The sequence below is a fragment of the uncultured Caulobacter sp. genome, assembly GCF_947036865.1.
Taxonomy (GTDB): domain Bacteria; phylum Pseudomonadota; class Alphaproteobacteria; order Caulobacterales; family Caulobacteraceae; genus Caulobacter.
This window is the reverse complement of sequence record NZ_CAMQSF010000023.1, coordinates 19,588-42,205: the sequence shown is the minus strand read 5'-3', so window position 1 is coordinate 42,205 and position 22,618 is coordinate 19,588. Positions and strand designations below refer to the sequence as shown.

Below are 22,618 nucleotides of genomic sequence, written 5' to 3'. Positions count from 1 at the left end.
AGGGTTGGATGGGATTTAGGCGCGCTGGTCGAACATCTCCCGCACCAGCCCGGCGATCTCGCGGCAGGCCGCGTCGGCCGCGGGAATGGCGCCGGTGAAGGCGGTGAAGCCGTGGGCCAGGCTGTCGTAGCAGCGATAGCTGACCGGCACGCCGGCCGCCTTCAGGCGCTTGGCGTAACCCTCGCCCTGATCGTTCAGCGGGTCGAAGCCGGCGGTGGCGATCACGGCGGGCGCGAGGCCCGTCAGATCCGCCGTCTTGTCCGGCGACAGGCGCGGGTCGGCCGGGTCGGCGTCCGCGCCGATATAGTGGCCCATGAACCAGTCCATGGTCGCGCGCGTCAGCGGATAGGCGTCGGCATAGGTGGTCATCGACGGCGTCTCGCTGGCCACGTCGACGGCCGGATAGATCAGGATCTGCGCGGCCGGTTGGGGCTCGCCCTTGCGGGCCATCTCCTGGGCGACGATGGCCGAGAAGTTGCCGCCCATGCTGTCGCCGCCGATGGCCGGCGGGACCGGCGCGGCGCCAAACCGCGTGGCGTGCTCGCGCGCCCAGCGATAGGCCGCCAGCACGTCTTCCAGGCCGGCCGGGAACTTGTGCTCGGGCGCCAGGCGGTAGTCGACCGAGATCACCGCCGTGCGGCAGATCCGCGCCAGGATCGAACAGAAGGCGTGGCAGGTCTCCAGGTCGCCGATCACGCCCCCGCCCATGTGGGCGTAGACGATCAGCGGCGCGGCGCTGTCCTGCGCCTCGGGCCGGTAGGCGCGGCAGGGGATGGGGCCGTTCGGCCCCTCGACCGACAGGCTCTCGGTGCGCACGCCGGGCTCCAGCGGGCCCTGCACGGCGGCGAGGCCCCGGGCGCTGCCGGCCACGGCCTCGGCCGGCGACAGCGACGACATCGGCGGCAGCTTCTTGGCCGCGTGAGCGAAGAACTGGAAGCGCGGGTCCAGCGTCCGGCCGCCCTTGTAGACGACCCCGCCGCCGGACAGGGCGCGCAGGATCGGGCTGGGCAGCGACAGGATCAGCTTCAGGATGGTCTTCTGCGTGGCGTCCGAGGCCATGGTTCCCCCCTTTGTTGTCGTTGGTTCTAAAGTCTTGGCAGGGCGGGCACGCCGCCCAGGATCAGCTTGACCGCGAAGTCCGCCGCCCCCTGGGTGTCGACCGGCCGCCGGTCCAGCATCTTGTCGCCGATCTCGCGGGCGATCGCGATACAGGCCGAGGTCAGGTAGTCGAGGTCGACCGGCGGGGCGTTGTCGTGGGCCAGCACCCGGGCGAAGGCCTCGCGGACCTCGTCGAACACCGCCACCACCTCGGGCGTCGAGCGCGCGTGCGGCAGCTGCTCGCCCGGCGGACGGTCCAGGCGCCAGGCCTCCTGCTCTTCGGCCACGAAGTTGAAATAGGCCAGGATCGCGCCGCGCAGGAACGTCTCGAAGTCGGTGGCCTTCTCGGACTCGGCCCGCAGCAGCGGCCGGAAGCGCCGGGCGCCGTCGTCGGCCAGGGCGTCGAACACCTCCTCCTTGGACTTGTAGTAGTTGTAGAAGGTGCCGGAGGCCAAGCCCGTGCGGCGGATGATGTCGCGCACCGTGGCGGCGTCGTAGCCCAGCTCGCCGAACACCTCGCGCGCGGCGTCCAGGATCGCCTGGCGATTGGCGGTCTTGGTGCGTTCGCGCTTGCCCGGCCGCTGGTCGATGTGAGGCTTGGGGAAGTAGGCGATGTTCGACATGGGACACGACTCGAAGCGGGAGCGATGGTGACGCCCCGTCACGATCGTGGACTTAACCGGGGGTAGGAGGCAAGGGTTGTTGCTCCTCGGTCTCCCCGGCGAATGCCGGGGAAATCGGGGAAAGGGTCTCCTCACAGCCCCTTCACCGGCTGCTCGATCTCGTAGACCACCTCGCTGATCGCCTCCAGCTTCTCGCGGTACAGCGCCTGGGCGTCGTGGAGGCCCTGGTTGTAGTAGTAGGGTCCGAGCCGCTCGCCGATGAAATCCAGCAGGAACTCGGCGTCGAAGCCCTTCACCTCCAGATCGAGCTCGTCCTTCAGATAGCGCGAGAGCCCGCCGACCAGCTTGGCGCGGGTGTCCTTGTCGAAGGTGATCTTGGGCATGACAGGCTTTCTCCCTTCCCCCTCGATGGGGGAAGGGCCGGGGATGGGGGTGACGCGGCGGTGGCTATACCTCGCCCCTTTCGGAACCCATGTCACCCCCATCCCAAACCCTTCCCCCATCCAAGGGGGAAGGGCTTCAGGCTTCCGCCGCGGCGCGTCCGAGCGTCGCCCGCGCCGCCACCGGCAAGGTCCCGCCCTGGCTTCGCGCGCGCGCCTCGCCCTTGGCGATCTCCTTCTTCAGGTCGGCGCAATAGACGTTGAAGTCGACCTGGATGGTGTGGCGGGCCGAGGCGTAGAACTGGCCGGTATGGCGCTCCTCGTCCTTGGCGATGATCCGCGCCATCTCGGCCGTCGAGGGCAGGGCGTAGCGGCCCGCCAGATAGGCCGCCGCCAGCTTGGCCTGCTGTTCGGCGAAGTTGACCAGGGTCGGCAGCGGCTGGGCCAGGCCCATGAAGAAAAGGTTCGGGATCCCCGGCTTGACCATCCGCTTGAACAGCGGAAAGCGGTGCTCGGCGTCGGGCTTGAGGTCCGGGTCGTCGAAGAACGGGAAGCTGATCTTGTAGCCGGTGGCGAAGACGATGGCGTCGACCTCCTCGACGCTGTCGTCGGCGAAGCGGACGCGCTTGCCTTCCAGCGCCTTGATCGCCGGCTTGAACTTGATGTCGCCGCAGCCCGCGCGGGTCAGGAACTCGCCGGAGACCGAGGGATGGGCCTCCAGCGGCTCGTGGTCGGGCTTGGGCAGGCCGTAGTCCTCCATCCGGCCGATCGTCTTCTTGATCGTCGCGCGGGCCAGCGACAGGCCCAGGCCCTTGGGCATCCAGGCGGGCATGGCCGACTTGTCGGCCGGTCTGCCGTTCAGATATTTCGGAAACACCCAGACCCCGCGCCGGGCCGAGACCCAGAGGTTCTTGGCGATCGGCCGCTGCGAGAGCTCGCTGGCGATGTCCATGGCCGAATTGCCCATGCCGACGACCACGACATTCTTGCCGCGCATGTCCACCGGATCGAACGGGTCGCTATAGGCGTGGGCGTGGAAGGCCGGACCGTCGAACTCGCCGGGATATTCCGGCACGCGCGGATCCCAGTGGTGGCCGTTGCAGACGAACAGCACGTCATAGAGCCGCGTCTCGCCGCTCGACAGCGTCACCGCCCATAGGCCGTCGTCGGTGCGGCGGGCGCTCTCGACCTTGGTGTTGAAGGTGATGGTCGGCCGCAGGCCGAAATGGTCCACATAGTCCTTGAAGTACTGGAAGAGCTGGGCGTGGTGCGGGAAGTCCGGCCAGTCCTTCGGCACGGGAAAGTCCTCGAACGCCAGCCGCCACTTCGAGGTATCGATATGCAGGCTCTCGTAGCAGGCCGACATCCCGTTGGGGTTCTTGTAGTACCAGTTGCCGCCGATCTCGTCGGACATCTCGAAGCAGTCGTAGGGGATGCCGAAGTCCTTCAGCCGCTTGATCGTGGTGAAGCCGCTGCAGCCCGCGCCGATGACGCACGCCTTCGGGAGTTTCGCCGACATTCCGCCCATCCCTGACTTATCGTTGTTCAGGTTAGCGTACCAGCGTTAGGCGAGCCGGCAAGTCGCCCCTACGTCAGGGGGAAGACCTTCAGCGGCCGAACCGAGGGGCGACATAGGTCGCCGAGCACGAGGCGTTGCACTGGGCCCAGCGGGAGCCGCAGCCGTCGTCGTCGCCGCCCGAATTGCAGAAGTACAGCGTCTTGGAGCAGGTCGCCTTGCACTGGGCCTGATCTCCCGCCGGACGGGCGCTGGCCAGCGGGATCGGGGCGGGCAGCACGAAGCTGGGCGTCTCGACCGGCGCCGCGGGGATCGAAGTCGGCTTCGGCTGGGCGACGACCACCGTCGGCTTGGCCGGCGCGGCGGCGGCCGGGGCGGCGAGGGCGACGAGCAGAAGGGCGAGCGCGCGGCGCATGGCGTGAGCATGCGCCTGCGCGGTTAAGGCGCGATTAACCATGATCGCCGGCTCAGACTTCCGTCTCCAGCGCGTCGAAGGCCTCGTTCAGAAGGGCCGCGATGGGGCGGCGCCCGTCCTCGCGGTTGAAAGCCTCCAGCGACAGGCGCAGCGCGCCGATCGACAGCATGGCCACCAGCCGCAGCCCGGTCTCCCGCTCGGCCTCCGGCCAGAGCGCGCGCAGGGCGGCGAACAGCGTCGCCTCGTGCTGGACATAGCTGGCCTGTTTGCGGGCGAGCACGGCTTCGCTGGACCGCATCACCCGGTCCAGGATGAGCATTTCGCCGGGATCATAGGCGCCGCTGATGCGGACCAGCGCCTTGCGCACGGCGTCGATCGGCCTTTGATCCCGCGTTTCCTGGGCCAGGGCGGCGGTCAACAGGTCGCCGAGCCCCGCCTGCATGGCCAGCAGAATCTCGTCCTTGGACTTGAAGTAGTGGAAGAACGTTCGCCGGGAAATCCCGGCCTCGGCGGCGATAGCGTCAAGGGTTGTCGCCTCGTAGCCGTGAGCGATGAACAGCCGTGTCCCCGCGTCCGTGATGCGCTGCAAGGTCTCGCGCCGCTTGCGTTCCCGCAGGCCTTCTCCGGACGCGCGCGAGGGATCGCCGTGGGTCATCGATCTCGACCGCTTGAAATATTGCACTCAGTGCACTAATTTATGCACCGAGTGCGATTTTCTCACGGGGACAAGGCGATGGCTAGCTGGACCACAAAGAACATTCCGCCGCAGGACGGCCGCTGCGCGGTCGTCACCGGGACCGGAGGGCTGGGCTTCGAGGACGCCCTGGCCCTGGCGCGGGCAGGGGCGGAGGTGATCGTCGCCGGCCGCCATCCGGGCAAGGGGGCGGACGCCGTGGCCCGGATCCGGCAGGCCGCTCCGGCGGCGAACATTCGCTTCGAAACACTGGACCTGGCCAGCCTGCGGTCGGTGGCCGACTTCGCCGCGCGGCTGCGGGGCCAGCGCGACAGCCTCGACCTGCTGATCAACAACGCCGGCGTGATGACCCCGCCCGCGCGCCGCACCACGGCTGACGGATTCGAGTTGCAGCTGGGGACCAACTATCTGGGTCACTTCGCCCTGACCGCGCACCTGATGCCGATGCTGCGCGGGGCCCGGAAGGCGCGAGTGGTCACCGTGTCGAGCGTCGCGGCGCGGGGCGGAAGGATCGACTTCGACGACCTGAACGCCGAGCGCGGCTATCGGCCGATGTCGGCCTACAGCCAATCCAAGCTGGCCTGCCTGATGTTCGCGCTCGAGCTGCAGCGGCGCGGCGACGCGGGCGGCTGGGGCGTGGACAGCATCGCCGCCCATCCGGGCATCGCGCGCACGGAGCTCCTGTTCAACGCGCCCGGCCGGGAGAGCGCCGCGGCCCGCGCCCGAGGCCTGCTGTGGTTCCTGTTTCAGCCCGTGGCCCAAGGCGCCTTGCCGACCCTTTACGCGGCGACGTCGCCAGAGGCGCGGGGCGGCGGCTATTACGGTCCGAACGGTCTGGGCGAGACACGAGGCTATCCGGCGCCGGCCCGCTTCCCGGCCCAGGCGCTGGACACCGCCGCCGCCGCGCGCCTTTGGGCGGTCTCCGAGCGAATGACCGGCGCCCGCTTCGCCTAGCCGCGCAGCATCTCCCGTCCGGCCCAGACGCTGTGGGTGCCGCTGCTCAGCTTATGGGGCAGGGCGATGCGGCAGACGATCTGGAAGCGTTGGGCGTCGATGATCGCGCATTCGGACGTTCCCCGGTTCTCGTCGATCAGGAAGGTGACGAGATAGCCGTCGTCCTCGGCGCTCGCGCCGACGCGGGGCGCGAACGGCGCCTCGCTGGCGTAGACGCCGTCCGGGAGGGCGATCGACCAGCTCTCGCCGGTCGCGAGGTCGTGCTTGACGAAGCCGTTGAACAGGAACCAGCCCGGCTTGGCGGTGGTGGAATAGGCGTAGCGATAGGGCTTGCCGGCGTATTTCTGATTGAACATGCCGAACTCGAGGATCCGGTCGTCCAGATGCTTCTCGGTGGTCTCGCCGGTGGCGAGGTTGAAGCGCCAGCGATGGAGCTTGGGCCGGAAGCTGTGCTCGTCCAGATAGGCCATCAGGTGGCCGTGGCCGTCGGGGGCGGTCTCCAGCGGGCGGGGGATCGGATTTTCCTGGAAATAGCCGTCCAGCACCACCTCGTCGCCGTCCTCGTACGCATTGAGCCAGTGCAGCACATAGGTCGGCTCGGCCTCGAACCAGCGGACCTCGCCGCCGTGGCGGGGGATCAGGGCGAAGCGGCTGGGCAGGCCCTTGTGCAGGCGCACGGCATGGATGTTCCGCGCCATCAGGTCCTGGTCCCAGAACACCGGCAGGTCGTTGAGGATCGCGTATTTCGACGAGAAGGCCATGTCGTGCGGCAGGCGCGGTCCGGCCAGCGGCACGGGCTGATAGACGATCCGCCGGCCCGTCGCGTCGACGACGCCGTAGTGCATGTGCGGCGCGGCCTTGGAGTAGTTGAAGAACAGCAGCTCGCCGCTGGCCTCGTCGACCTTGGGATGGGCCGAGACGCCGTCCAGCGGCGCCCAGGCCGCGACGCCCAGATTCTCCAGGGTCAGCGGATCCAGGCGATAGGCCTCGCCGCACTGGTAGAAGGTGGCGATCGCCTCGCCGTTATGGACGACGATGTCGGTGCTGGCGGTGTCCTTCAGCGCCCCGTGCGCGCCGAAGCCGGGACGCTTGGAGACGCCGGGACCGTCCATCAGCCCGCCCCACAGGCCCTCGCCGGCCTCCTGCTCGGCCTCGAAACACCGTGTACGGATGAATCGGTTGCGGTAGGTCGCCTCGCCGCGCTTGAACTCGATCTGATGCACCATGCCGTCGCCGTCGAACGGGTGATAGCGGCCCAGCGGGTCGTGGACGGGGTTCTCGGTGTTGCGCAGATAGACGCCGTCCAGATCGGTTGGGATGGCGCCCTCCAGCACCTCCAGGTCCCAGGCGTTCACCTCCTCGTGCTGCGGCGTCCACGGGCCGGTCATGTACGGGTGGTTGGTCGGTCCCAGCGAGACGCGCACCTTGGGCAGGCGTTCGATCTTCATGGCGGCTCCTCCCTGAGCTGGGGGAAGCTAAGGCCAGTTAGTCCTGTTGTGCAAGCTGCCCTTGGGGCGCCAGCCTGCCCTACTTCGCCGCGCTGACCCGCCAGACGACATTGCCGACGTCGTCGGCCACCAGAAGCGCGCCCGAGGCGTCGACCGCCACGCCGACCGGCCGGCCCTGGGCCTTGCCCTTGGCGTCGAGGAAGCCGGTCAGGAAGTCCTCGACAGGGCCCGCCGGCTTGCCGCCCGCGAAGGGGACGAACACCACCTTGTAGCCGGCCTGCGGCTTGCGGTTCCACGAGCCGTGCTGGCCGACGAAGACGCCGTCCTTGTAGCGGGCCGGGAAGGTCTGGCCCTGGTAGAAGGCCAGGCCCAGCGAGGCGGTTTGGGCGCCCAGGGCGTAGTCGGGGACGATGGCGCGCTCGACGAGGTCGGGGCGGCGGTCGCGGTCCTTGACCCGCTTGTCGACGTTGCGGCCGAAATAGCTGTAGGGCCAGCCGTAGAAGCCGCCTTCGCGCACCGAGGTCATGTAGTCGGGCACCAGGTCGTTGCCCAATTCGTCGCGCTCGTTGACGGCGGTCCACAGCTGGCCATTGGCCGGATTCCAGGCCAGGCCGTTGGGATTGCGCAGGCCCGAGGCGAAGACGCGCTTGGCGCCCGTCGCCAGGTCGACCTGCAGGATCGCCGCGCGGTCGGTCTCGTTCTCGAGGCCGTTCTCGCCGACATTGCTGTTCGAGCCGACCGTGGCGTAGAGGGTCTTGCCGTCGGGGCTGGCCAGGATGTTCTTGGTCCAGTGGTGGTTGATCGGCCCGCCTGGCAGGTCGGCGATCTTGCGCGGCGGGGCGGTGATCCGGGTGGCCCCCTCCGTGTACGGAAAGGCGACGATGGCGTCGGCGTTGGCGACGTAGAGCGTGTCGCCGACCAGGGCCATGCCGAACGGCGAATAGAGGTCGGTCAGGAACGGGACCTTGGTTTCGGCCACCCCGTCATGGTCGGCGTCGCGCAGCAGGCTGATGCGGTTGGCGCTGGGCACGCCCGCGCCGGCCTTCTTCATCAGCATCTTCTCGAAGAAGGCGCGCAGGCCGTTCTTCTCCTTCTTGGGCGGGCCGTTGGTCTCGGCCACCAGCACGTCGCCGTTCGGCAGCACCAAGAGCCAGCGCGGGTGATCCAGGCCCGTCGCGAACGGCTGGACCTTGAAGCCCGCCGGCGCGGCGGGCGTGACGCCGGCGGGCCAGCCGACCACGTCGGAGACCTTCACCGTCGGCAGCAGGGCGTGCTTGGGCGCGGGCAGGGCGGGATTGGGTCCATAGCCGACCGGGCTGGCCTGCTGGCCCTGGCTCTGACCGCAGGCGGCCAGGGCCGCGAGGGCGGCGCCGACGATCAAGATTTCGCGAAACCTGCGTTGCATCGGCGCGTCTCCCCTTCAGCCCCCGTTCAACGCGCGGGGGCTTTGATCCGTTCTGGACATTGATACGGTTGAGGCATGGTGAAGTTCCAGTCCCGTCGACTTCTGCTGGCCGGCCTGGCGGCCCTGACGGCGGTCGGCCCGGCGTCGGCGTCGGTCCGAAGGCGCGCGCCGGCCAAGCCGCCGCCCCCGCCGCCCAAGCCGCCCCTGGTCACGGTGCTGGGCGACTCGATCACGGCGGGCCTGGGCCTGCCCGCGGACCAGGCGATGCCGGCGCGGCTGCAGGCGGCGCTGGACCGGCTGGGCGCGCGCGCTCGGGTGCTGGGCCAGGGCGTGTTCGGCGACACCAGCGCCAACGGCCTGGCGCGCGTCGACCGGGTGCCCGCCGAGACCGCCGTCTGCGTGGTGGCCCTGGGCGGCAACGACCTGCTGCGCGGCCTCGACCCCTCGCTGACCAAGGCCAATCTACGGGCGATCGTCCAGCATCTGAAGTCGCGGAACACCCGCGTGGTGCTGGCCGGCGTGCGCGCCCCCGGCCTGCTAGGCGTGGCCTATGCGCGCCGCTTCACCGCCCTCTATCCGGACCTGGCCCGCGAGCAGGGCGTGCTCTACGCCCCGGACTTTCTGACCGGCGTGATCGGGGTGTCGCGCTACATGCAGCGCGACGGCATCCACCCCAACGCCGAGGGCGCCCGGATCATCGCCGAGCGCCTGGCGCCGGTCGTGGCCCAGGCGCTGAGGGCCTGAGCCACCGTTCGGACTACTCCGCCGCGCCCCTGACGTCCGAGGGCGTGGCGGCCGCCTGGTGCTGGTGGCCGAACAGGCGGCCCATCAGCCGCTCGGCGCGGGTCTTCAGGCCGTCCATCAGCACGAACACCACCGGGATGTAGAGCAGCGACAGCAAGGTCGAGGTGATCAGGCCGCCGATGACGGCGATGGCCATCGGCGCGCGGAACTCGATCTCGGCGCCCAGGCCGATGGCGGTGGGCAGCATGCCCGCGCCCATCGCCACCGTGGTCATCAGGATCGGTCTGGCCCGCTTGTGCGCGGCGTCGATGATCGCCGTGCGCTTGTCCATGCCCTGTTCCTTCATGGCCATGATCGCGTACTCGACCAGCAGGATCGAGTTCTTGGCCGCGATGCCCATCAGCATCAGGATGCCGATCAGGGTCGAGATCGAGAAGCTGGAATGGACCAGCACCAGCAGCCCGAAGGCGCCGCCGATCGCCAGGGGCAGGGCGACCATGATGGTGATCGGGTGGGCGAAGCTGCGGAACAGCAGCACCAGCACGACGTACATCAGAAGGATGCCGGTGATCAGCGCGCCCAGGAAGCCGGTGACCATCTCGGCGATGAACTCGGCGTCGCCGGCTGGGGTCTCCTTGACGCCGGGGGGCAGGTGCTTGACCGACGACAGGGCGTGAACCCGCTTGGCCGCCTCGCCGACGACGATGCCGTCCAGCTCGGCGGTGATGGTGGCGACGCGCGAGCGGTCCTGGCGGTCGATCTGCGAAGGGCCGGCGCCGAAGCGGATGTCGGCCACCGCGTTCAGCGGCACGGGGCCGTTGGCCGAGGGCACCTTCAGCGTCTGCAGCACGGCGATGTCGCCGCGCGCGTCGTCGTTCAGGCGCAGGCGGATCGGCACCTGGCGGTCGCCCAGATTGTACTTCGGCAGGTTCTGCGCGACGTCGCCGATCGTGGCCACGCGCACGGCCTGGGAGATGGCCCCGGCCGAGACGCCGGCGCGCGCGGCCTGGTCCGGCTTCGGCGTCACGACGATCTCGGGCCGGGCGATCGCGGCGGTGTTGACCACGTGGGCCAGGCCCGGAACCGTGCGCATCTCGGCCTCGACCTTGCGCGCGGCGGCCTCCAGAGCCGGGCCGTTGTCGCTGAGCAGGCGCAGCGTGTAGCTGCCGCCGTTCGAGGGGCCGCCGCCGCTGTTGCCGCCCGCGCCGATCCGCACGCCGGGGATGGCGGCGAACTGGTCGACCATCTCGCGGCTGAACTGCTTCTGGCTTATCCGTTCCTTCTTGTCGGTCAGGTCGGCGGTCAGGCTGGCCTTGTTGACCGAGCCGTTGCTCCCGATCGCGCTGTAGACGCTGACGACTTCCTTGCGGGCCAGCAGGGTCTTGGCCACGCGCTGCACGACGGCGTCGGTCTCGTCCAGGGTCGCGCCGGGCGGCAGCTCGACCGAGAAGTCGGCCTGGCCGCGGTCGACCTGGGGCTGGAACTCGAACGGCAGGCGGGTCGCGAGGATGCCCGAGATGATCAACATCGGCAGGCCCATCCACAGGACCTTCCAACGGTTCCGCAGCGCCCAGTTCAGGCTCTTCAGATAAGGCCCCATCCAGGGCGGGTCCTTGTCCTCGTGCTTGGCGTCGGCCTTCAGCATGTAGGCGCCCATCAGCGGCGTCAGCAGGCGGGCGACCACCAGCGAGAACAGCACCGAGACGCAGGCGGCCAGGGCGAAGGCCTTGAAGAACTGGCCGATGATGCCCGGCATGAAGCCGACCGGCGCGAAGACCGCCACGATGGTGAAGGTGGTGGCCACGACCGCCAGGCCGATCTCGTCGGCCGCCTCCATCGCCGCGGCGTAGGGACTCTTGCCGCCGCGCATGTGGCGGACGATGTTCTCGATCTCGACGATCGCGTCGTCCACCAGGATGCCCACGGTCAGCGACAGGGCCAGCAGGGTGATGCCGTTCAGCGACTGGCCCATCGGCGCCAACACCGCGAAGGTCGGGATCAGCGACATCGGGATCGCCACCGCCGCCAGCAGGGTGGCGCGGCCGTCGCGCAGGAACAGCAGCACGACCAGCACCGCCAGGATGGCGCCGACGATCAGGGCCTCCATCGAGGCGACGTAGCTCTGCTCGATATATTTGACGGTCGAGGTGATCTCCTCGATCCGGACCTCGGGGTGGGCCTTCTCCAGCTTGGCGATGGCCTTGCGGACCTTGTCGGCGGTCTGCACCTCCGAGGCGTCGCGGCCGCGCACCATGTTGAAGGTCACCACCTCCTGGCCGTCATAGCGGGCGCGCGAGCGCGGCTCGGCCCAGTGGTCGGTGATCTCGCCGAGATCGGCCAGGCGCACCGTGCCGCCGGAGGGCAGGGGCACGCGGGTCTCTCGCAGCTGCTCGACCGAGCCCGCCGCGCCCAGGGTGCGGATGGCGCGTTCCGAGCCCGAGATCGTCACGCGGCCGCCCGGCAGGTCGGCGTTGGCCGAGACCAGGGCCTGGCTGACGGTGGCGGCGGTGACGCCCCGCGCGGCCAGGCGGTCGGGATCCAGGGCCACCTCGATCTCGCGGTCGACGCCGCCCTGACGGTTGACCTGGCGCACGCCCTTGATGGCCAGCAGGGCGCGGCTGACCTCGTTGTCGACGAACCAGCTGCGCTGCTCCGGCGTCAGGGTGGGGGCCCTGACCACATAGGTGATCAGGCCGCCGCCGGTCACGTCGACGCGGTTGACGATCGGCTCCTGCATGTCCTGGGGCAGGGAGCCGCGCAGGTTGGACATGGCGTTGCGGACGTCGTTGGTCACCCGCTCGTGGTCGACGCCCAGCTCGAACTCGATGACCGTGGTCGAGGCGCCGTCGACGACGGTGGAGTTGATGTGCCGCACCTGGCCCAGGCCCGCGACCGAGTCCTCGATCAGGCGGGTGACCTGGGTCTCCAGCTCGCTGGGGGCCGCGCCGGGGCGAACGGCGGTGACGACGACGAACGGGAAGTCGACGTCGGGATTGTTGTTGATCCGCATGCTCTTGAAGCCGGCGACGCCGGCCAGCGACAGCAGCAGGAACAGCAGGATGACGGGGATCGGGTTCTTGATCGCCCAGGAGGAGATGTTGCGCATCGGGCGCGTCCTCAGCGAGCGGGCTTGGGCGCGGCGCCGGCCACGCGGACCGGATCGCCTTCACCCAGGAAGCCGGCCCCGTCGACCACCACCCGCTCGCCGGCGGCGACGCCGGTGGCGGCGACACGGTAGCCGGTGTTGGCCAGGATCGTGATGCGGCGGAAGTGAACCTTGTCGGTCCCGTCGACGATGAAGACGCCCGGCCGGTTCTCGCGGTACAGCACCGAGGCGCTGGGCACGACCAGGGCCGGCTGGTCGCCGGCGTCGATGGTGGCGCGGGCGAACATGCCCGGTCGGAAGCCGCCCATGGCCGACAGCGCCACGCGGGCCGTGCCCAGGCGGCTGGTCGGATTGACTTCCGAGGTGACGATGCGGACGCGGCCGGTCATCTCGCCGACCTTTTCCGAATAGACCTTGGCCGACATGCCGGCCTTGACCGCGCCGAGGTCGGTCTCGGGGATTTCGGCGTCCAGCTCCAGGCGGCTGTCGCGGACGATGCGGAAGACCTCCGCGCCCGTCGTGACGATCTGGCCCTTGGTGACGCTGCGCCGGCTGATCAGGCCGCCGACCGGGGCGCGGATCGCGGTCTGGGCCACGCGCGCGGCGGTCTCGCCCAGCGCCGCCTGGGCCGAGGACAGATTGGCCGCCGCCGTGCCCTGCTTGGCGATGGCGGTGTCCAGGCCCGCCTGTGAGAGATAGCCCTTGGCCTGCAGTTCGCGGGCCCGGTTCAAGGAGGCGTTGGCCTCGGCCAGGGTGGCCTTGGCGCTGGCGACGGCCGCCTCGTGCTGGCGCAGCTGGGCCACCAGCAGGGTGTCGTTCAGCTTGACCAGGACCTGGCCGGCCTTGACCACCTGGCCTTCCTCGGCGTTGACGGCGACGGCGGTCAGGCCGCCGGTCTCGGCGCCGACGGGGACTTCCTCCCAGGGCGAGATGGTGCCGGTGGCGTTGATCTGGCGGGCGATCGGCTGGCTGGTCACGTCCACGACGCTGACCGTCTGGGCCGAGCTGGAGGCCTGGGCCTTGACCTTCTTGGGCGGCGCCTTGCCGCAGCCGGCCAGGGCGATCGCGCTGGCGCCCAGGACCAGGACAAGCGCGCTCAAGGTCGGGCGACGCCCGTTGATCCGGTAAAGCACGACCTAGTCCCCAGCTGACATTGAAAGCCCGCCGGCCTTCTAGCCGACAAACCTTGGGTCGCTGAGTTAATTTACCGTAAGACGATAAAAGGTTTCAGGGCGACGCGGTCGATCGCGCCTGGGCGGCCTTGGCCCGCTGGAAGCCCGGGCGTTGGCGCATGCGCGCCCAATAGGCGGCCACGGCCGGCGGAAAATCGGCGTCGAGGCCCAGCGATTCCGCCAGCAGCAGGGCGTAGGCGACAGAGATGTCGGCGCCGGTGAAGCGGTCGGCGGCATAGTGCTCGCGATCCTGGAGCGCCCCGTCCAGGCCGCGCAGCCGGGCCAGGAACCAGCGGGCGTAGTCGCTGGCCACCTGGGGATTGCGGCGTTCCTCCGGTTCCAGCCGCGTGTAGCGCAGCACCAGGGTCTGCGGAAAGGTCAGGGTGGCCTCGCCGAAGACCAGACCGTTCAGATAGGCGCCGTAGCCGGGCTCGTCCGGCCGCACCGACAGCGCGCCGCCGCCATGGCGCATCGACAGGTACTCGATCATCGCCGCGGACTCGGTCATCCGCGTCTCGCCGTCGACCAGCAGCGGGATCGTCCCCAGCGGGTTCTCGTCCAGGTATTCGCGGGCGAGGAAGCGGGGCGGGAAGGGCAGCACCCTCAGCTCATAAGGAACGCCCAGCTCCTCCAGCGCCCAGAGCGGCCGGAACGAGCGGGCGTCATGGCAGTGCCAGAGGGTGATCATCGATTGCGCGCCAATTTCCGACTTTCCCGGCGAATGCCGGGACCCAGATCCATCCTGAGCGCCTTGGGCTGACGCGCCTAGGACCATCGCCAGCCCCGCGCTCTTGTGGGTGCGATCTGGGCCCCGGCGTTCGCCGGGGAGATCGGCTGAAACTACAGCCGCTCCACGATCGTCACATTGGCCAGGCCGCCGCCCTCGCACATGGTCTGCAGGCCATAGCGGGCGCCGCGGTCCTTCATCGCGTGGACCAGGGTGGTCATCAGCTTGGCGCCCGAGCCGCCCAGCGGATGGCCCAGGGCGATGGCGCCGCCGTGGACGTTCAGCTTGTCCGGATCGCCGCCGGTGACCTTCAGCCACGCGGTCGGCACCGAGGCGAAGGCCTCGTTGACCTCGTAGAGGTCGATGTCGTCGATCTTCATGCCGGCCCGTTCCAGCGCCTTCTGGGTGGCGGGGATCGGGGCCTCCAGCATGATCACCGGGTCGTGGCCGATGACGGTCATGTGGTGGATGCGGGCCAGGGGCTCGACGCCCAGGGCCTTGAGCCCCCGTTCGTTGACGATCATCACCCCGGCCGCGCCGTCGCAGATCTGGCTGGAGGTGGCGGCGGTGATCCGGCCGTCCTCGGCCAGCAGCTTGACCGAGCCGATCGACTCCAGCGAGGCGTCCCAGCGGATGCCCTCGTCGGCGTCGTGGCGCTGGGTGGTCCCGTCCTCCAGGGTCACGTCGATCGGCACGATCTCGGCGGCGAACTTGCCGGCCTTGGTGGCGGCCATCGCCCGCTGGTGGCTCTTCAGCGCGTAGGCGTCGAGTTCGGCCCGCGACAGGTCGTACTTCTTGGCCATCATCTCCGCGCCCATGAACTGGCTGAACTGGATGCCGGGATAGCGGTCCTCGATGCGCGGGCTCTTGTAGGTGCCGAACCCGTTCTTGTAGGGCAGCTGCGAGGACAGCCCCATCGGCACGCGGCTCATGCTCTCGACGCCGGCGGCGATCACCACGTCCATGGCGCCCGACATCACGGTGGCGGCGGCGAAGTGGATGGCCTGTTGCGACGAGCCGCACTGGCGGTCGACCGAGGTGCCCGGCACGCTTTCCGGCAGCTTCGAGGCGAGGATGGCGTTGCGCGCGACGTTCAGGCCCTGCTCGCCGACCTGGCCGACGCAGCCCATGATCACGTCCTCGACCAGGGCCGGGTCGGCGCCGCTGCGCTCGATCAGCGCGTCCAGCACCACGCCGCCCAGATCGGCCGGATGCCAGCCCGAGACCTTGCCGCCCTTGCGCCCGCCGGCCGTCCGCGCGGCCGCCACGATATAGGCTTCGCCCATTGGTTCCTCCCTGTGTTGACGGGGAGTGAAACAGGCGTTCGAGCCCCTGTCAGCGGTGACGCGGCGTCAGGACCCGTCGTTTCGCGTCAGGCCCTCGTGGCGTCGGTTCAGGGCCCCGAAAAACAGCGCCGCCATCGCGAGGTAGCTGAAGACGCCGCCGCCGGCGAGCAGGCTGGCGTGGTTCGGGATCCCGGGGTCGGCCAGGGTGGCGACCAGCAGGATCAGGCTCAAGCCGTGAAAGCCGCAAGCCCACATCGGCCACCAGCGATCGGATCGCAGGGCGATGAACAGCAGCACCAGCATCAGCGCCAGGTCGACGAGGAACACGCCGGTCTGCGGCCCGAACTTTTGGTCGTTGTCATAGAGGTAGCCGGTGGCGAACCAGGCCAGGATCATGGCGGCGCCGGCCAGGCGTTCAGGCCAGCCTCCACGCCACAGCGCCACGCCCGCCGTGATCAGCAGGGCGGCGAGGCTTGACCATTGCGGAATTGAGTTGAGCGGCGCCATCGCGCCAGGGTGGAGGGTTTCCGCCAGATTGCAACGATCCTCGCCGATCGGAACCGGCGAGGATCTTGCGTCGCGTTGAAGCCCCGGAGCGCTTCGGGTTTGGCGTGAGCGGTCAAACCGCTCGAAAGCGCGCCAGGTCCCTGGCTCTAGGCGGCGACGTTCAGGCGGCTGGCGACGACGGCCACGCTGGGCGGCGCCTTGCCGAACTCGTCCTCCTCGAAGGACACCGCCGACAGGCCGATGTCGTGCTGGGCGACGCTCAGGTGCTTGTGGGTGGCGACGATGCCTTCGCGCGCCGCGCCCAGGGCCTGCATGGTGTTGATGGCCGACATCAGGGCGTCCTGGCCGATAAGGGCCGAGAGGTTGGCTTGCTGGCGGCTGGCGGGCATCAGGCCGGCCAGGGCGGCGGTGCTGGCGATCGCGGCGTCGATGGCTTTCTCGGCGGCGAACAGGGCTTGGGCCACGGTTTCGGCGGCTTCACGGCGTTGCTTGAGCATACGAAGTCTCCCTCGCGCCGACCCTGTCGGCGCGTTGCCAGTTTGCTGATGGTGAATGGGGCGCCCGGCTCCGCGGGCTTGGAACGCTAGGTCGAAGGAAACAGGCTTTCCAGCGCGTGGAGCCCCGTCAGGATCGAACCGAACGCGAAGGCGGTCACGATCATCACGGTCGCGATGAAGGCCAGTCGGAGGGGGACGCTCAGCTGATTGGGTCGTCCTCTTCCGACTCCGAGGATAAGGAGTCCGCTGGAAAGGTCTCGTCCATCACCGCGCTCGCGATGCACAGGATCTCGCGCATCACCAGTTCGTTGGGCTTGAACGAAGCCTGCTTGCGCGTCGCGGCCACCAGGTCGCGCACCATCGACGCCCCAGCCGGCGAGGCCGACAGGTTCGTGAGCTGGCGCTCGAGTTCGCTCCAGGTGATCGGCGGCAGCATCTCGGCCGAATTCAGCCGAGGCCAGTGGTCTTGGAAGCTCGTCACCTCGCGGCGCAGATGCGTCGCTTGGCCGATCGCGTCCTTCTGATAGGGGGTCAACTCGTGCACTGGAAACTCCTTCCTCGGTGCGGTCAGCTGACCGCGAGGAGGGGGTCTCGCCTAGCCGGGCCGGATCGGACCCCGACGCGATCGGAGGGGGGCAGGGGTCCCTCCGATCGGGGTCGAAGGCGCGGCGCGCGGCGTCGTAGCGATCGACCGCGCCCAGGCGCCGCCGCGCCTTGTCCAGATGCCAGTCGACGGTGTGCTTGGAGAGGCCCAGCTCCCGGGCGATCTCCTTGGAGCTCATGTGGCGATCGACGAGGCGCAGGCATTCGCGCTCACGGTCGGTGAGACGATCAAGGCCCCGAGCCTGGTCAGAAACGGTGTGAGCGCCCTTGCCCATCGCCAAGAAACCTTATGCGAAGCCCCGAATTGGGCAAGCGTCGGAACATTAAACCTTCGCGACCGCCGCGATGCGCCGACAGGTTGGTCGCGGCGCCCGGCGACGCCGCGATGATCGCGCCGGGGGAAGGATCCGGAGGGCGGTCGGCGGGGACGTAACGGGTCTGCACGGCGGGCCTCTTCGCGCTCTGCGAGCGGCACCATACCACGAAATCGTGACAGCGTTGTCCGTTTCCGCCGCGGCCCTCGCCTGGGTCGCACGAGCTCGGCGGAGCCAGCTTCGATCGGCGCGTTCCGCGGGCGGCTAGACTCTGGTGTTCGCGGGGTGGGGCGGCGTTCGCCGAGTCTGGCCTTAAGGCGCGTTAGTACAGTTGTGCCATTTTGAGACAAGCGGCTTTACTTCGGGGCATCTGTATTTACTTAATGGGCCGGCAATCATTAATAACATTGTGCCAAATGTTAATTATGCTATGAATTTTCTTCAATAAAGTTGAAAGGTCGATGTCGGATGCTGGCGGTGGGTAAAACGCCCACCGGCCGTCAAAATGACGCCGGAACACCTCGAATAGGAGTTGTTTCGTAATGGCGCTGAACAGCATCAACACGAACTCGGGCGCTTTGATCGCCCTGCAGAACCTGAACTCGACGACCAACGAGCTGCAAACCGTCCAGCAACGCATCAGCACCGGTAAGAAGGTCGCCAGCGCCAAGGACAACGGCGCGATCTGGGCCACCGCCAAGATCCAGTCGGGCACCGCCGACAGCCTGAACGCGGTGAAGGACTCGCTGCAACGCGGTCAGTCCACCATCGACGTCGCGCTGGCCGCCGGCGACACCATCACCGATCTGCTGGGCAAGATGAAGGAAAAGGCCCTGGCCGCTTCCGACACCTCGCTGAACACCGCCTCGTTCAACGCGCTGAAGTCCGACTTCAACTCGCTGCGCGACCAGATCGAAAAGGCCGCCAGCAACGCCAAGTTCAACGGCGTCAGCATCGCCGACGGCACCACGACCAAGCTGACCTTCCTGGCCAATACGGACGGCACCGGCTTCACGGTCAGCGCCAAGAGCCTGAACCTGACCGGCATCGGCCTGTCCGCCGCCTTCACCTTCACCTCCGCGGCGAACGCCAAGTCGGCGCTCGCCACGCTGGACAAGGCGATCGGCACGGCCACCAACAAGCTGTCGTCGCTGGGCACCAGCTCCAAGGGCCTCGACACCCACCTGACCTTCGTCGGCAAGCTGCAAGACAGCCTGAACGCCGGCGTGGGCAACCTGGTGGACGCCGACCTGGCCAAGGAAAGCGCCAAGCTGCAGTCGCTGCAAACCAAGCAGCAGCTGGGCATCCAGGCGCTCTCGATCGCCAACTCGTCGAGTTCGTCGATCCTGAGCCTGTTCCGCTAAACGCGGGCCAAGAAAACCCCCTTGAGGAGCGGGCCGAAACGCCCGCTCCTTTTCTTTTTCATTAGTTTGGATCGGCGATTTTGCGGGGCGCTTCGTGAGTCGCGCGTTCGCTTCGACTCAGCCCTCGCGAGCGAAATCTAAGCGCCACTATAGAATAACCGCGTTCTCTCAACCTATTCGAAATATCATCGTTCTACGATCGTGACGGGTAAAACGCCCTCCGGTGTCAAAAGGACGTCGGAACACCTCTGAAAGGGAGCGTTTCGTCATGGCGCTGAACAGCATCAATACGAACGCTGGAGCGCTTATCGCGCTGCAGAATCTCAACACCACGAGCGCTGAGCTCAGTATCGTCCAACAGCGCATCAGCACCGGCAAGAAGGTCGCCACCGCCAAGGACAATGGCGCGATCTGGGCCATGGCCAAGATCCAGTCGGCGACCTCCAGCAGCCTGAACGCCGTCAAGGACTCGCTGCAACGCGGTCAGTCCACCATCGACGTCGCCCTGGCCGCCGGCGACACCATCACCGATCTGCTGGGCAAGATGAAGGAAAAGGCCCTGGCCGCTTCCGACACCTCGCTGAACACCGCCTCGTTCAACGCGCTGAAGTCCGACTTCAACTCGCTGCGCGACCAGGTGGCCAAGGCGGCGAGCAACGCCAAGTTCAACGGGATCAGCATCGCCGACGGCAAGACCACCCAACTGACCTTCCTGGCCAACACCGACGGCTCGGGCTTCACCGTCGCCGCCAAGACCCTGACCCTGGCCGGCATCGGTCTGTCCGCCGCCTTCACCTTCACCTCGGCCGCCAACGCCAAGTCGGTGATCGCCAAGGTCGACACGGCGATCGGCACCGCGACCAACAAGCTGGCCTCGCTGGGCACCAGCTCGACCGGCCTCGACACCCACCTGACCTTCGTCGGCAAGCTGCAGGACAGCCTGGACGCCGGCGTGGGCAACCTCGTCGACGCGGACCTGGCGAAGGAAAGCGCCAAGCTGCAGTCGCTGCAAACCAAGCAGCAGCTGGGCATCCAGGCGCTGTCGATCGCCAACCAGTCCAGTTCGTCGATCCTGGCGCTGTTCCGCTAAGCCAGGACGCGCGCCTGACTATGAGGGGCGGGCCTAGCGCTCGCCCCTTTTTTGGTCGCCAAGGCGCCAAGATTGGTATGACCACTTGCGCTCCACGTGGTCGCCATGACAACGTTGTCCAAAGAGCGGCGCGGGCCGCGCGAGACAAGGTTGGGGAGCATGAACACCAGGACCCTCGGCGTCGCCCTGCTGGCGGCGACCTTCCTCACGAGCGCCGCCGTCGCGCGGACCGATCCCGCCGCCACCGCTCATCCCGACAAGTGGCCCGCGGCCAAGAGCCAGGGTCTCGTGGACCCGGCCACCGAGGCCTTCGTCGACCGGCTGATGGCCAGGATGACGCTGGAGGAGAAGGTCGGCCAGGTGATCCAGGCCGATATCGGCCAGATCAAGCCCGAGGATCTCAAGACCTATCCGCTGGGCTCGATCCTGGGCGGGGGCAGCTCGCCGCCGCTGGGCGCGCCCGATCGCTCGCCGCAGAAGCCATGGGTCGACACCGCGCGGGCGTTCCGCGAGGGCGCGGCCCAGCGCGCGGGCGGCACCCACATCCCGCTGATCTTCGGCATCGACGCCGTGCACGGCGACAACAACGTCGTCGGCGCCACGCTCTTCCCGCACAATATCGCGCTCGGCGCGGCGCGCGATCCCGCGCTGATCCGGCGGATTGGCCAGGCCACCGCGCTGGAGACCGCCGCCGCCGGCTTCGACTGGGCGTTCGGCCCGACCCTGGCCGCGCCGCGCGACGACCGCTGGGGCCGCACCTACGAGGGCTATTCGGAGGATCCCGAGATCATCCGCCAGTACGCGGGCCAGATGATCCTGGGCATCCAGGGCGTCGCCGCCCAGGGCGGGCTGCTGCAGAAGGGCCATGTCGCCGCCAGCGCCAAGCACTTCCTGGGCGACGGCGGCACCGAGAACGGCCACGACCAGGGCGACGCCAGAGTCTCCGAGGACGAGCTGATCCGCGTCCACGCCCAGGGCTATGTGCCGGCCATCAACGCCGGGACCCTGACGGTCATGGCCTCGTTCTCCAGCTGGAACGGCCAGAAGATGCACGGCAACAAGAGCCTGCTGACCGACGTGCTGAAGGGGAGGATGGGCTTCGACGGCTTCGTGATCGGCGACTGGAACGGTCACGGCCAGGTCCCCGGCTGCAAGCCGACCGACTGCCCGGCGGCGCTGAACGCCGGCGTCGACATGTTCATGGCCCCCGACAGCTGGAAGGCGCTGTACGAGAACACGCTGGCCGAAGCCAGGTCGGGCGTGATCCCGAGGGCGCGGCTCGACGACGCCGTGCGCCGCATTCTGCGCGTGAAGGCCAAGATGGGTCTGTTCGAGGCGGCGCGGCCCTATGAAGGGCGCGAGGGCGTGATCGGCGCGCCCGAGCACCGGGCCATCGCCCGCGAGGCGGTGCGCAAGTCGCTGGTCCTGCTGAAGAACGACGGCGTGCTGCCGATCCGGAGCTCGGCCCGCGTGCTGGTGGCGGGCTCCGGCGCCGATGACATCGGCAAGCAGGCCGGCGGCTGGACCCTGTCGTGGCAGGGCACGGGCAATACCAATGCCGACTTCCCCGGCGCGGAGTCGATCTGGGCGGGCCTGAAGTCCGCCGTCGAGGCCGGCGGTGGCCAGGCGACCCTGTCGGTCGACGGCGCGTTCGACCGCAAGCCGGACGTGGCTGTCGTCGTCTTCGGCGAAAATCCGTACGCGGAAGGTGTCGGCGACCTGAAGACCTCGCTGGAATATCAGCCGGGCGCCAAGACCGATCTCGCCCTTCTCAAGAGCCTGAAGGCTCGGGGCGTGCCGGTGGTGGCGGTGTTCCTCAGCGGCCGGCCGCTGTGGGTCAATCCCGAGATCAACGCCTCGGACGCCTTCGTCGCCGCCTGGCTGCCGGGCTCGGAGGGCGGCGGGATCGCCGACGTGCTGATCGGCGACAAGATGGGCAAGCCGCGGCACGACTTCACCGGCAAGCTGTCGTTCAGCTGGCCCAGGACCGCCGTCCAGTTCCGGGTGAACCGCGGCGATCCGGGCTATGACCCGCAATTCGCCTATGGCTATGGCCTGAGCTACGCCAAGCCTGGCAAGGTCGGCCCGTTGCCGGAGGTCGCCGGCGTCCAGGCGATCGCGCCCAACGCCACCCAATACTTCGTCGGCGGCAAGACCCTCGCGCCGTTCGAGTTCAAGGCCTCGCCGTCGTCGTCGGTGCAGATCGCGCCGGTCGACGCCGGCAACGTCCAGGAGGCCGGCCGCCGGATCACCTTCGCCGGCGAAAAGCTCGGCCGGCTGACCCTGGTGGGCGACAAGCCGCTGGACCTGTCGGGCCACACCTATGCCGACATGGCCCTGGCCTTCGAGTATCGGCTGGACGCCGCCGCCTCGGGGCCGGTCTATTTGTCCATGGGGGCCGGCAAGCTGGACGTGACGCCGCCGGCCGGCACGCCGCTGGGCCAATGGGCGACTTTGAAGATCCCGCTGAAATGCTTCGGCGACGCCGGGGCGGACCTCGGCAAGGTCGTCGCGCCGTTCGACCTGTCGACGGCCGGGACCTTCCAGGTCTCGATCGCCAATGTGAAGCTTACGGCCGCGCTGTCGGGCGCCGTCTGTCCGCCCAAGGTTCGTTAAGAGCTTGAGCGCGATTTGCTGGTTAGCGCCGCGTTAACCAGCAACTCGTTGTTCCGCCG

20 protein-coding genes and 1 pseudogene are annotated in these 22,618 nt (G+C 68.7%); 5 read left to right on the top strand and 16 right to left on the bottom strand.

Annotated elements, in window-relative coordinates; translation table 11 throughout:
• Positions 1 to 15 precede the first annotated feature (15 nt).
• From Q0V34_RS13330 to Q0V34_RS13305, 6 genes are all read right to left on the bottom strand, one after another.
• Positions 16 to 1,059 (bottom strand): alpha/beta hydrolase, encoded by a 1,044-nt coding sequence (locus Q0V34_RS13330; RefSeq protein WP_297512669.1) that lies wholly within the window; start codon positions 1,057 to 1,059, stop codon positions 16 to 18.
• Between the two features lie 26 nt (positions 1,060 to 1,085).
• Positions 1,086 to 1,721: a TetR/AcrR family transcriptional regulator gene (locus tag Q0V34_RS13325; protein ID WP_297512668.1), complete on the bottom strand. Its 636-nt coding sequence runs from the start codon at positions 1,719 to 1,721 to the stop codon at positions 1,086 to 1,088.
• A 131-nt stretch (positions 1,722 to 1,852) separates the two neighbouring features.
• Positions 1,853 to 2,104, bottom strand: a complete 252-nt coding sequence (locus Q0V34_RS13320) for a DUF2164 domain-containing protein (RefSeq protein WP_297512666.1) — start codon at positions 2,102 to 2,104, stop codon at positions 1,853 to 1,855.
• Positions 2,105 to 2,240: 136 nt separating this feature from the next.
• The gene (locus Q0V34_RS13315; protein ID WP_297512664.1) at positions 2,241 to 3,620 is read right to left on the bottom strand and encodes an NAD(P)-binding domain-containing protein; all 1,380 of its coding nucleotides are present in this window, start codon (positions 3,618 to 3,620) and stop codon (positions 2,241 to 2,243) included.
• 88 nt (positions 3,621 to 3,708) lie between these two features.
• Positions 3,709 to 4,032 carry a hypothetical protein gene (locus tag Q0V34_RS13310; RefSeq protein WP_297512662.1) on the bottom strand — a complete coding sequence of 108 codons (324 nt, stop codon included), beginning with the start codon at positions 4,030 to 4,032 and terminating at the stop codon, positions 3,709 to 3,711.
• 52 nt (positions 4,033 to 4,084) lie between these two features.
• A complete protein-coding gene (locus Q0V34_RS13305; protein WP_297512660.1) occupies positions 4,085 to 4,687 on the bottom strand; it encodes a TetR/AcrR family transcriptional regulator in 603 nt (200 codons plus the stop codon).
• Positions 4,688 to 4,765: 78 nt separating this feature from the next.
• Between Q0V34_RS13305 and Q0V34_RS13300 the strand changes: the two genes are divergently transcribed.
• The gene (locus Q0V34_RS13300) at positions 4,766 to 5,680 is read left to right on the top strand and encodes an SDR family oxidoreductase (protein ID WP_297512658.1); all 915 of its coding nucleotides are present in this window, start codon (positions 4,766 to 4,768) and stop codon (positions 5,678 to 5,680) included.
• On the opposite strand, the gene Q0V34_RS13295 is transcribed toward Q0V34_RS13300, so the two are convergent.
• Positions 5,677 to 7,128, bottom strand: a complete 1,452-nt coding sequence (locus Q0V34_RS13295; protein ID WP_297512656.1) for a carotenoid oxygenase family protein — start codon at positions 7,126 to 7,128, stop codon at positions 5,677 to 5,679. The two genes, Q0V34_RS13300 and Q0V34_RS13295, sit on opposite strands and share 4 nt — an antisense overlap.
• 79 nt (positions 7,129 to 7,207) lie before the next feature.
• A complete protein-coding gene (locus Q0V34_RS13290) occupies positions 7,208 to 8,533 on the bottom strand; it encodes a sorbosone dehydrogenase family protein (RefSeq protein WP_297512654.1) in 1,326 nt (441 codons plus the stop codon).
• Positions 8,534 to 8,608: 75 nt separating this feature from the next.
• Here Q0V34_RS13290 and Q0V34_RS13285 point away from each other — a divergent pair, with 75 nt between their 5' ends.
• Complete coding sequence (locus Q0V34_RS13285; protein WP_297512652.1) at positions 8,609 to 9,277, top strand: arylesterase; 669 nt, start codon at positions 8,609 to 8,611, stop codon at positions 9,275 to 9,277.
• Between the two features lie 13 nt (positions 9,278 to 9,290).
• Here the strand turns inward: Q0V34_RS13285 and Q0V34_RS13280 are convergent, their stop codons facing one another.
• From Q0V34_RS13280 to Q0V34_RS13245, 8 genes and pseudogenes are all read right to left on the bottom strand, one after another.
• The gene (locus Q0V34_RS13280; RefSeq protein WP_297512650.1) at positions 9,291 to 12,383 is read right to left on the bottom strand and encodes an efflux RND transporter permease subunit; all 3,093 of its coding nucleotides are present in this window, start codon (positions 12,381 to 12,383) and stop codon (positions 9,291 to 9,293) included.
• 11 nt (positions 12,384 to 12,394) lie between these two features.
• A complete protein-coding gene (locus Q0V34_RS13275) occupies positions 12,395 to 13,483 on the bottom strand; it encodes an efflux RND transporter periplasmic adaptor subunit (RefSeq protein WP_297512648.1) in 1,089 nt (362 codons plus the stop codon).
• Positions 13,484 to 13,610: 127 nt separating this feature from the next.
• On the bottom strand, positions 13,611 to 14,243 hold the full coding sequence (locus Q0V34_RS13270) for a glutathione S-transferase family protein (RefSeq protein ID WP_297512646.1): 633 nt from the start codon (positions 14,241 to 14,243) through the stop codon (positions 13,611 to 13,613).
• 152 nt (positions 14,244 to 14,395) lie between these two features.
• A complete protein-coding gene (locus Q0V34_RS13265) occupies positions 14,396 to 15,568 on the bottom strand; it encodes an acetyl-CoA C-acetyltransferase (RefSeq protein ID WP_297512644.1) in 1,173 nt (390 codons plus the stop codon).
• Positions 15,569 to 15,634: 66 nt separating this feature from the next.
• The gene (locus Q0V34_RS13260; RefSeq protein WP_297512642.1) at positions 15,635 to 16,075 is read right to left on the bottom strand and encodes a hypothetical protein; all 441 of its coding nucleotides are present in this window, start codon (positions 16,073 to 16,075) and stop codon (positions 15,635 to 15,637) included.
• Between the two features lie 146 nt (positions 16,076 to 16,221).
• Positions 16,222 to 16,572 (bottom strand): hypothetical protein, encoded by a 351-nt coding sequence (locus Q0V34_RS13255; RefSeq protein ID WP_297512640.1) that lies wholly within the window; start codon positions 16,570 to 16,572, stop codon positions 16,222 to 16,224.
• Between the two features lie 199 nt (positions 16,573 to 16,771).
• On the bottom strand, positions 16,772 to 17,116 hold the full coding sequence (locus tag Q0V34_RS13250) for a hypothetical protein (protein ID WP_297512638.1): 345 nt from the start codon (positions 17,114 to 17,116) through the stop codon (positions 16,772 to 16,774).
• Between the two features lie 178 nt (positions 17,117 to 17,294).
• Positions 17,295 to 17,354 (bottom strand): annotated as a pseudogene (locus Q0V34_RS13245) (hypothetical protein); the annotation flags it as partial.
• 677 nt (positions 17,355 to 18,031) lie between these two features.
• Between Q0V34_RS13245 and Q0V34_RS13240 the strand changes: the two are divergent.
• From Q0V34_RS13240 to Q0V34_RS13230, 3 genes are all read left to right on the top strand, one after another.
• Entirely contained in the window at positions 18,032 to 18,853 is an 822-nt protein-coding gene (locus Q0V34_RS13240; protein WP_297512635.1) for a flagellin, read from the top strand.
• A 268-nt stretch (positions 18,854 to 19,121) separates the two neighbouring features.
• A complete protein-coding gene (locus Q0V34_RS13235) occupies positions 19,122 to 19,943 on the top strand; it encodes a flagellin (RefSeq protein ID WP_297512633.1) in 822 nt (273 codons plus the stop codon).
• Between the two features lie 150 nt (positions 19,944 to 20,093).
• Positions 20,094 to 22,559: an exo 1,3/1,4-beta-D-glucan glucohydrolase gene (locus Q0V34_RS13230; RefSeq protein WP_297512630.1), complete on the top strand. Its 2,466-nt coding sequence runs from the start codon at positions 20,094 to 20,096 to the stop codon at positions 22,557 to 22,559.
• Positions 22,560 to 22,618: the final 59 nt, after the last annotated feature.

Bases quoted from the DNA above. Each gene is read 5' to 3' on its own strand.
- Q0V34_RS13285 (WP_297512652.1), top strand. From the start codon at position 8,609: ATGGTGAAGTTCCAGTCCCGTCGACTTCTGCTGGCCGGCCTGGCGGCC.
- Q0V34_RS13305 (WP_297512660.1), bottom strand. From the start codon at position 4,687: ATGACCCACGGCGATCCCTCGCGCGCGTCCGGAGAAGGCCTGCGGGAA.
- Q0V34_RS13295 (WP_297512656.1), bottom strand. From the start codon at position 7,128: ATGAAGATCGAACGCCTGCCCAAGGTGCGCGTCTCGCTGGGACCGACC.
- Q0V34_RS13315 (WP_297512664.1), bottom strand. From the start codon at position 3,620: ATGTCGGCGAAACTCCCGAAGGCGTGCGTCATCGGCGCGGGCTGCAGC.
- Q0V34_RS13280 (WP_297512650.1), bottom strand. From the start codon at position 12,383: ATGCGCAACATCTCCTCCTGGGCGATCAAGAACCCGATCCCCGTCATC.
- Q0V34_RS13240 (WP_297512635.1), top strand. From the start codon at position 18,032: ATGGCGCTGAACAGCATCAACACGAACTCGGGCGCTTTGATCGCCCTG.
- Q0V34_RS13325 (WP_297512668.1), bottom strand. From the start codon at position 1,721: ATGTCGAACATCGCCTACTTCCCCAAGCCTCACATCGACCAGCGGCCG.
- Q0V34_RS13300 (WP_297512658.1), top strand. From the start codon at position 4,766: ATGGCTAGCTGGACCACAAAGAACATTCCGCCGCAGGACGGCCGCTGC.
- Q0V34_RS13260 (WP_297512642.1), bottom strand. From the start codon at position 16,075: ATGGCGCCGCTCAACTCAATTCCGCAATGGTCAAGCCTCGCCGCCCTG.
- Q0V34_RS13255 (WP_297512640.1), bottom strand. From the start codon at position 16,572: ATGCTCAAGCAACGCCGTGAAGCCGCCGAAACCGTGGCCCAAGCCCTG.
- Q0V34_RS13235 (WP_297512633.1), top strand. From the start codon at position 19,122: ATGGCGCTGAACAGCATCAATACGAACGCTGGAGCGCTTATCGCGCTG.
- Q0V34_RS13270 (WP_297512646.1), bottom strand. From the start codon at position 14,243: ATGATCACCCTCTGGCACTGCCATGACGCCCGCTCGTTCCGGCCGCTC.
- Q0V34_RS13290 (WP_297512654.1), bottom strand. From the start codon at position 8,533: ATGCAACGCAGGTTTCGCGAAATCTTGATCGTCGGCGCCGCCCTCGCG.
- Q0V34_RS13330 (WP_297512669.1), bottom strand. From the start codon at position 1,059: ATGGCCTCGGACGCCACGCAGAAGACCATCCTGAAGCTGATCCTGTCG.
- Q0V34_RS13320 (WP_297512666.1), bottom strand. From the start codon at position 2,104: ATGCCCAAGATCACCTTCGACAAGGACACCCGCGCCAAGCTGGTCGGC.
- Q0V34_RS13310 (WP_297512662.1), bottom strand. From the start codon at position 4,032: ATGCGCCGCGCGCTCGCCCTTCTGCTCGTCGCCCTCGCCGCCCCGGCC.
- Q0V34_RS13265 (WP_297512644.1), bottom strand. From the start codon at position 15,568: ATGGGCGAAGCCTATATCGTGGCGGCCGCGCGGACGGCCGGCGGGCGC.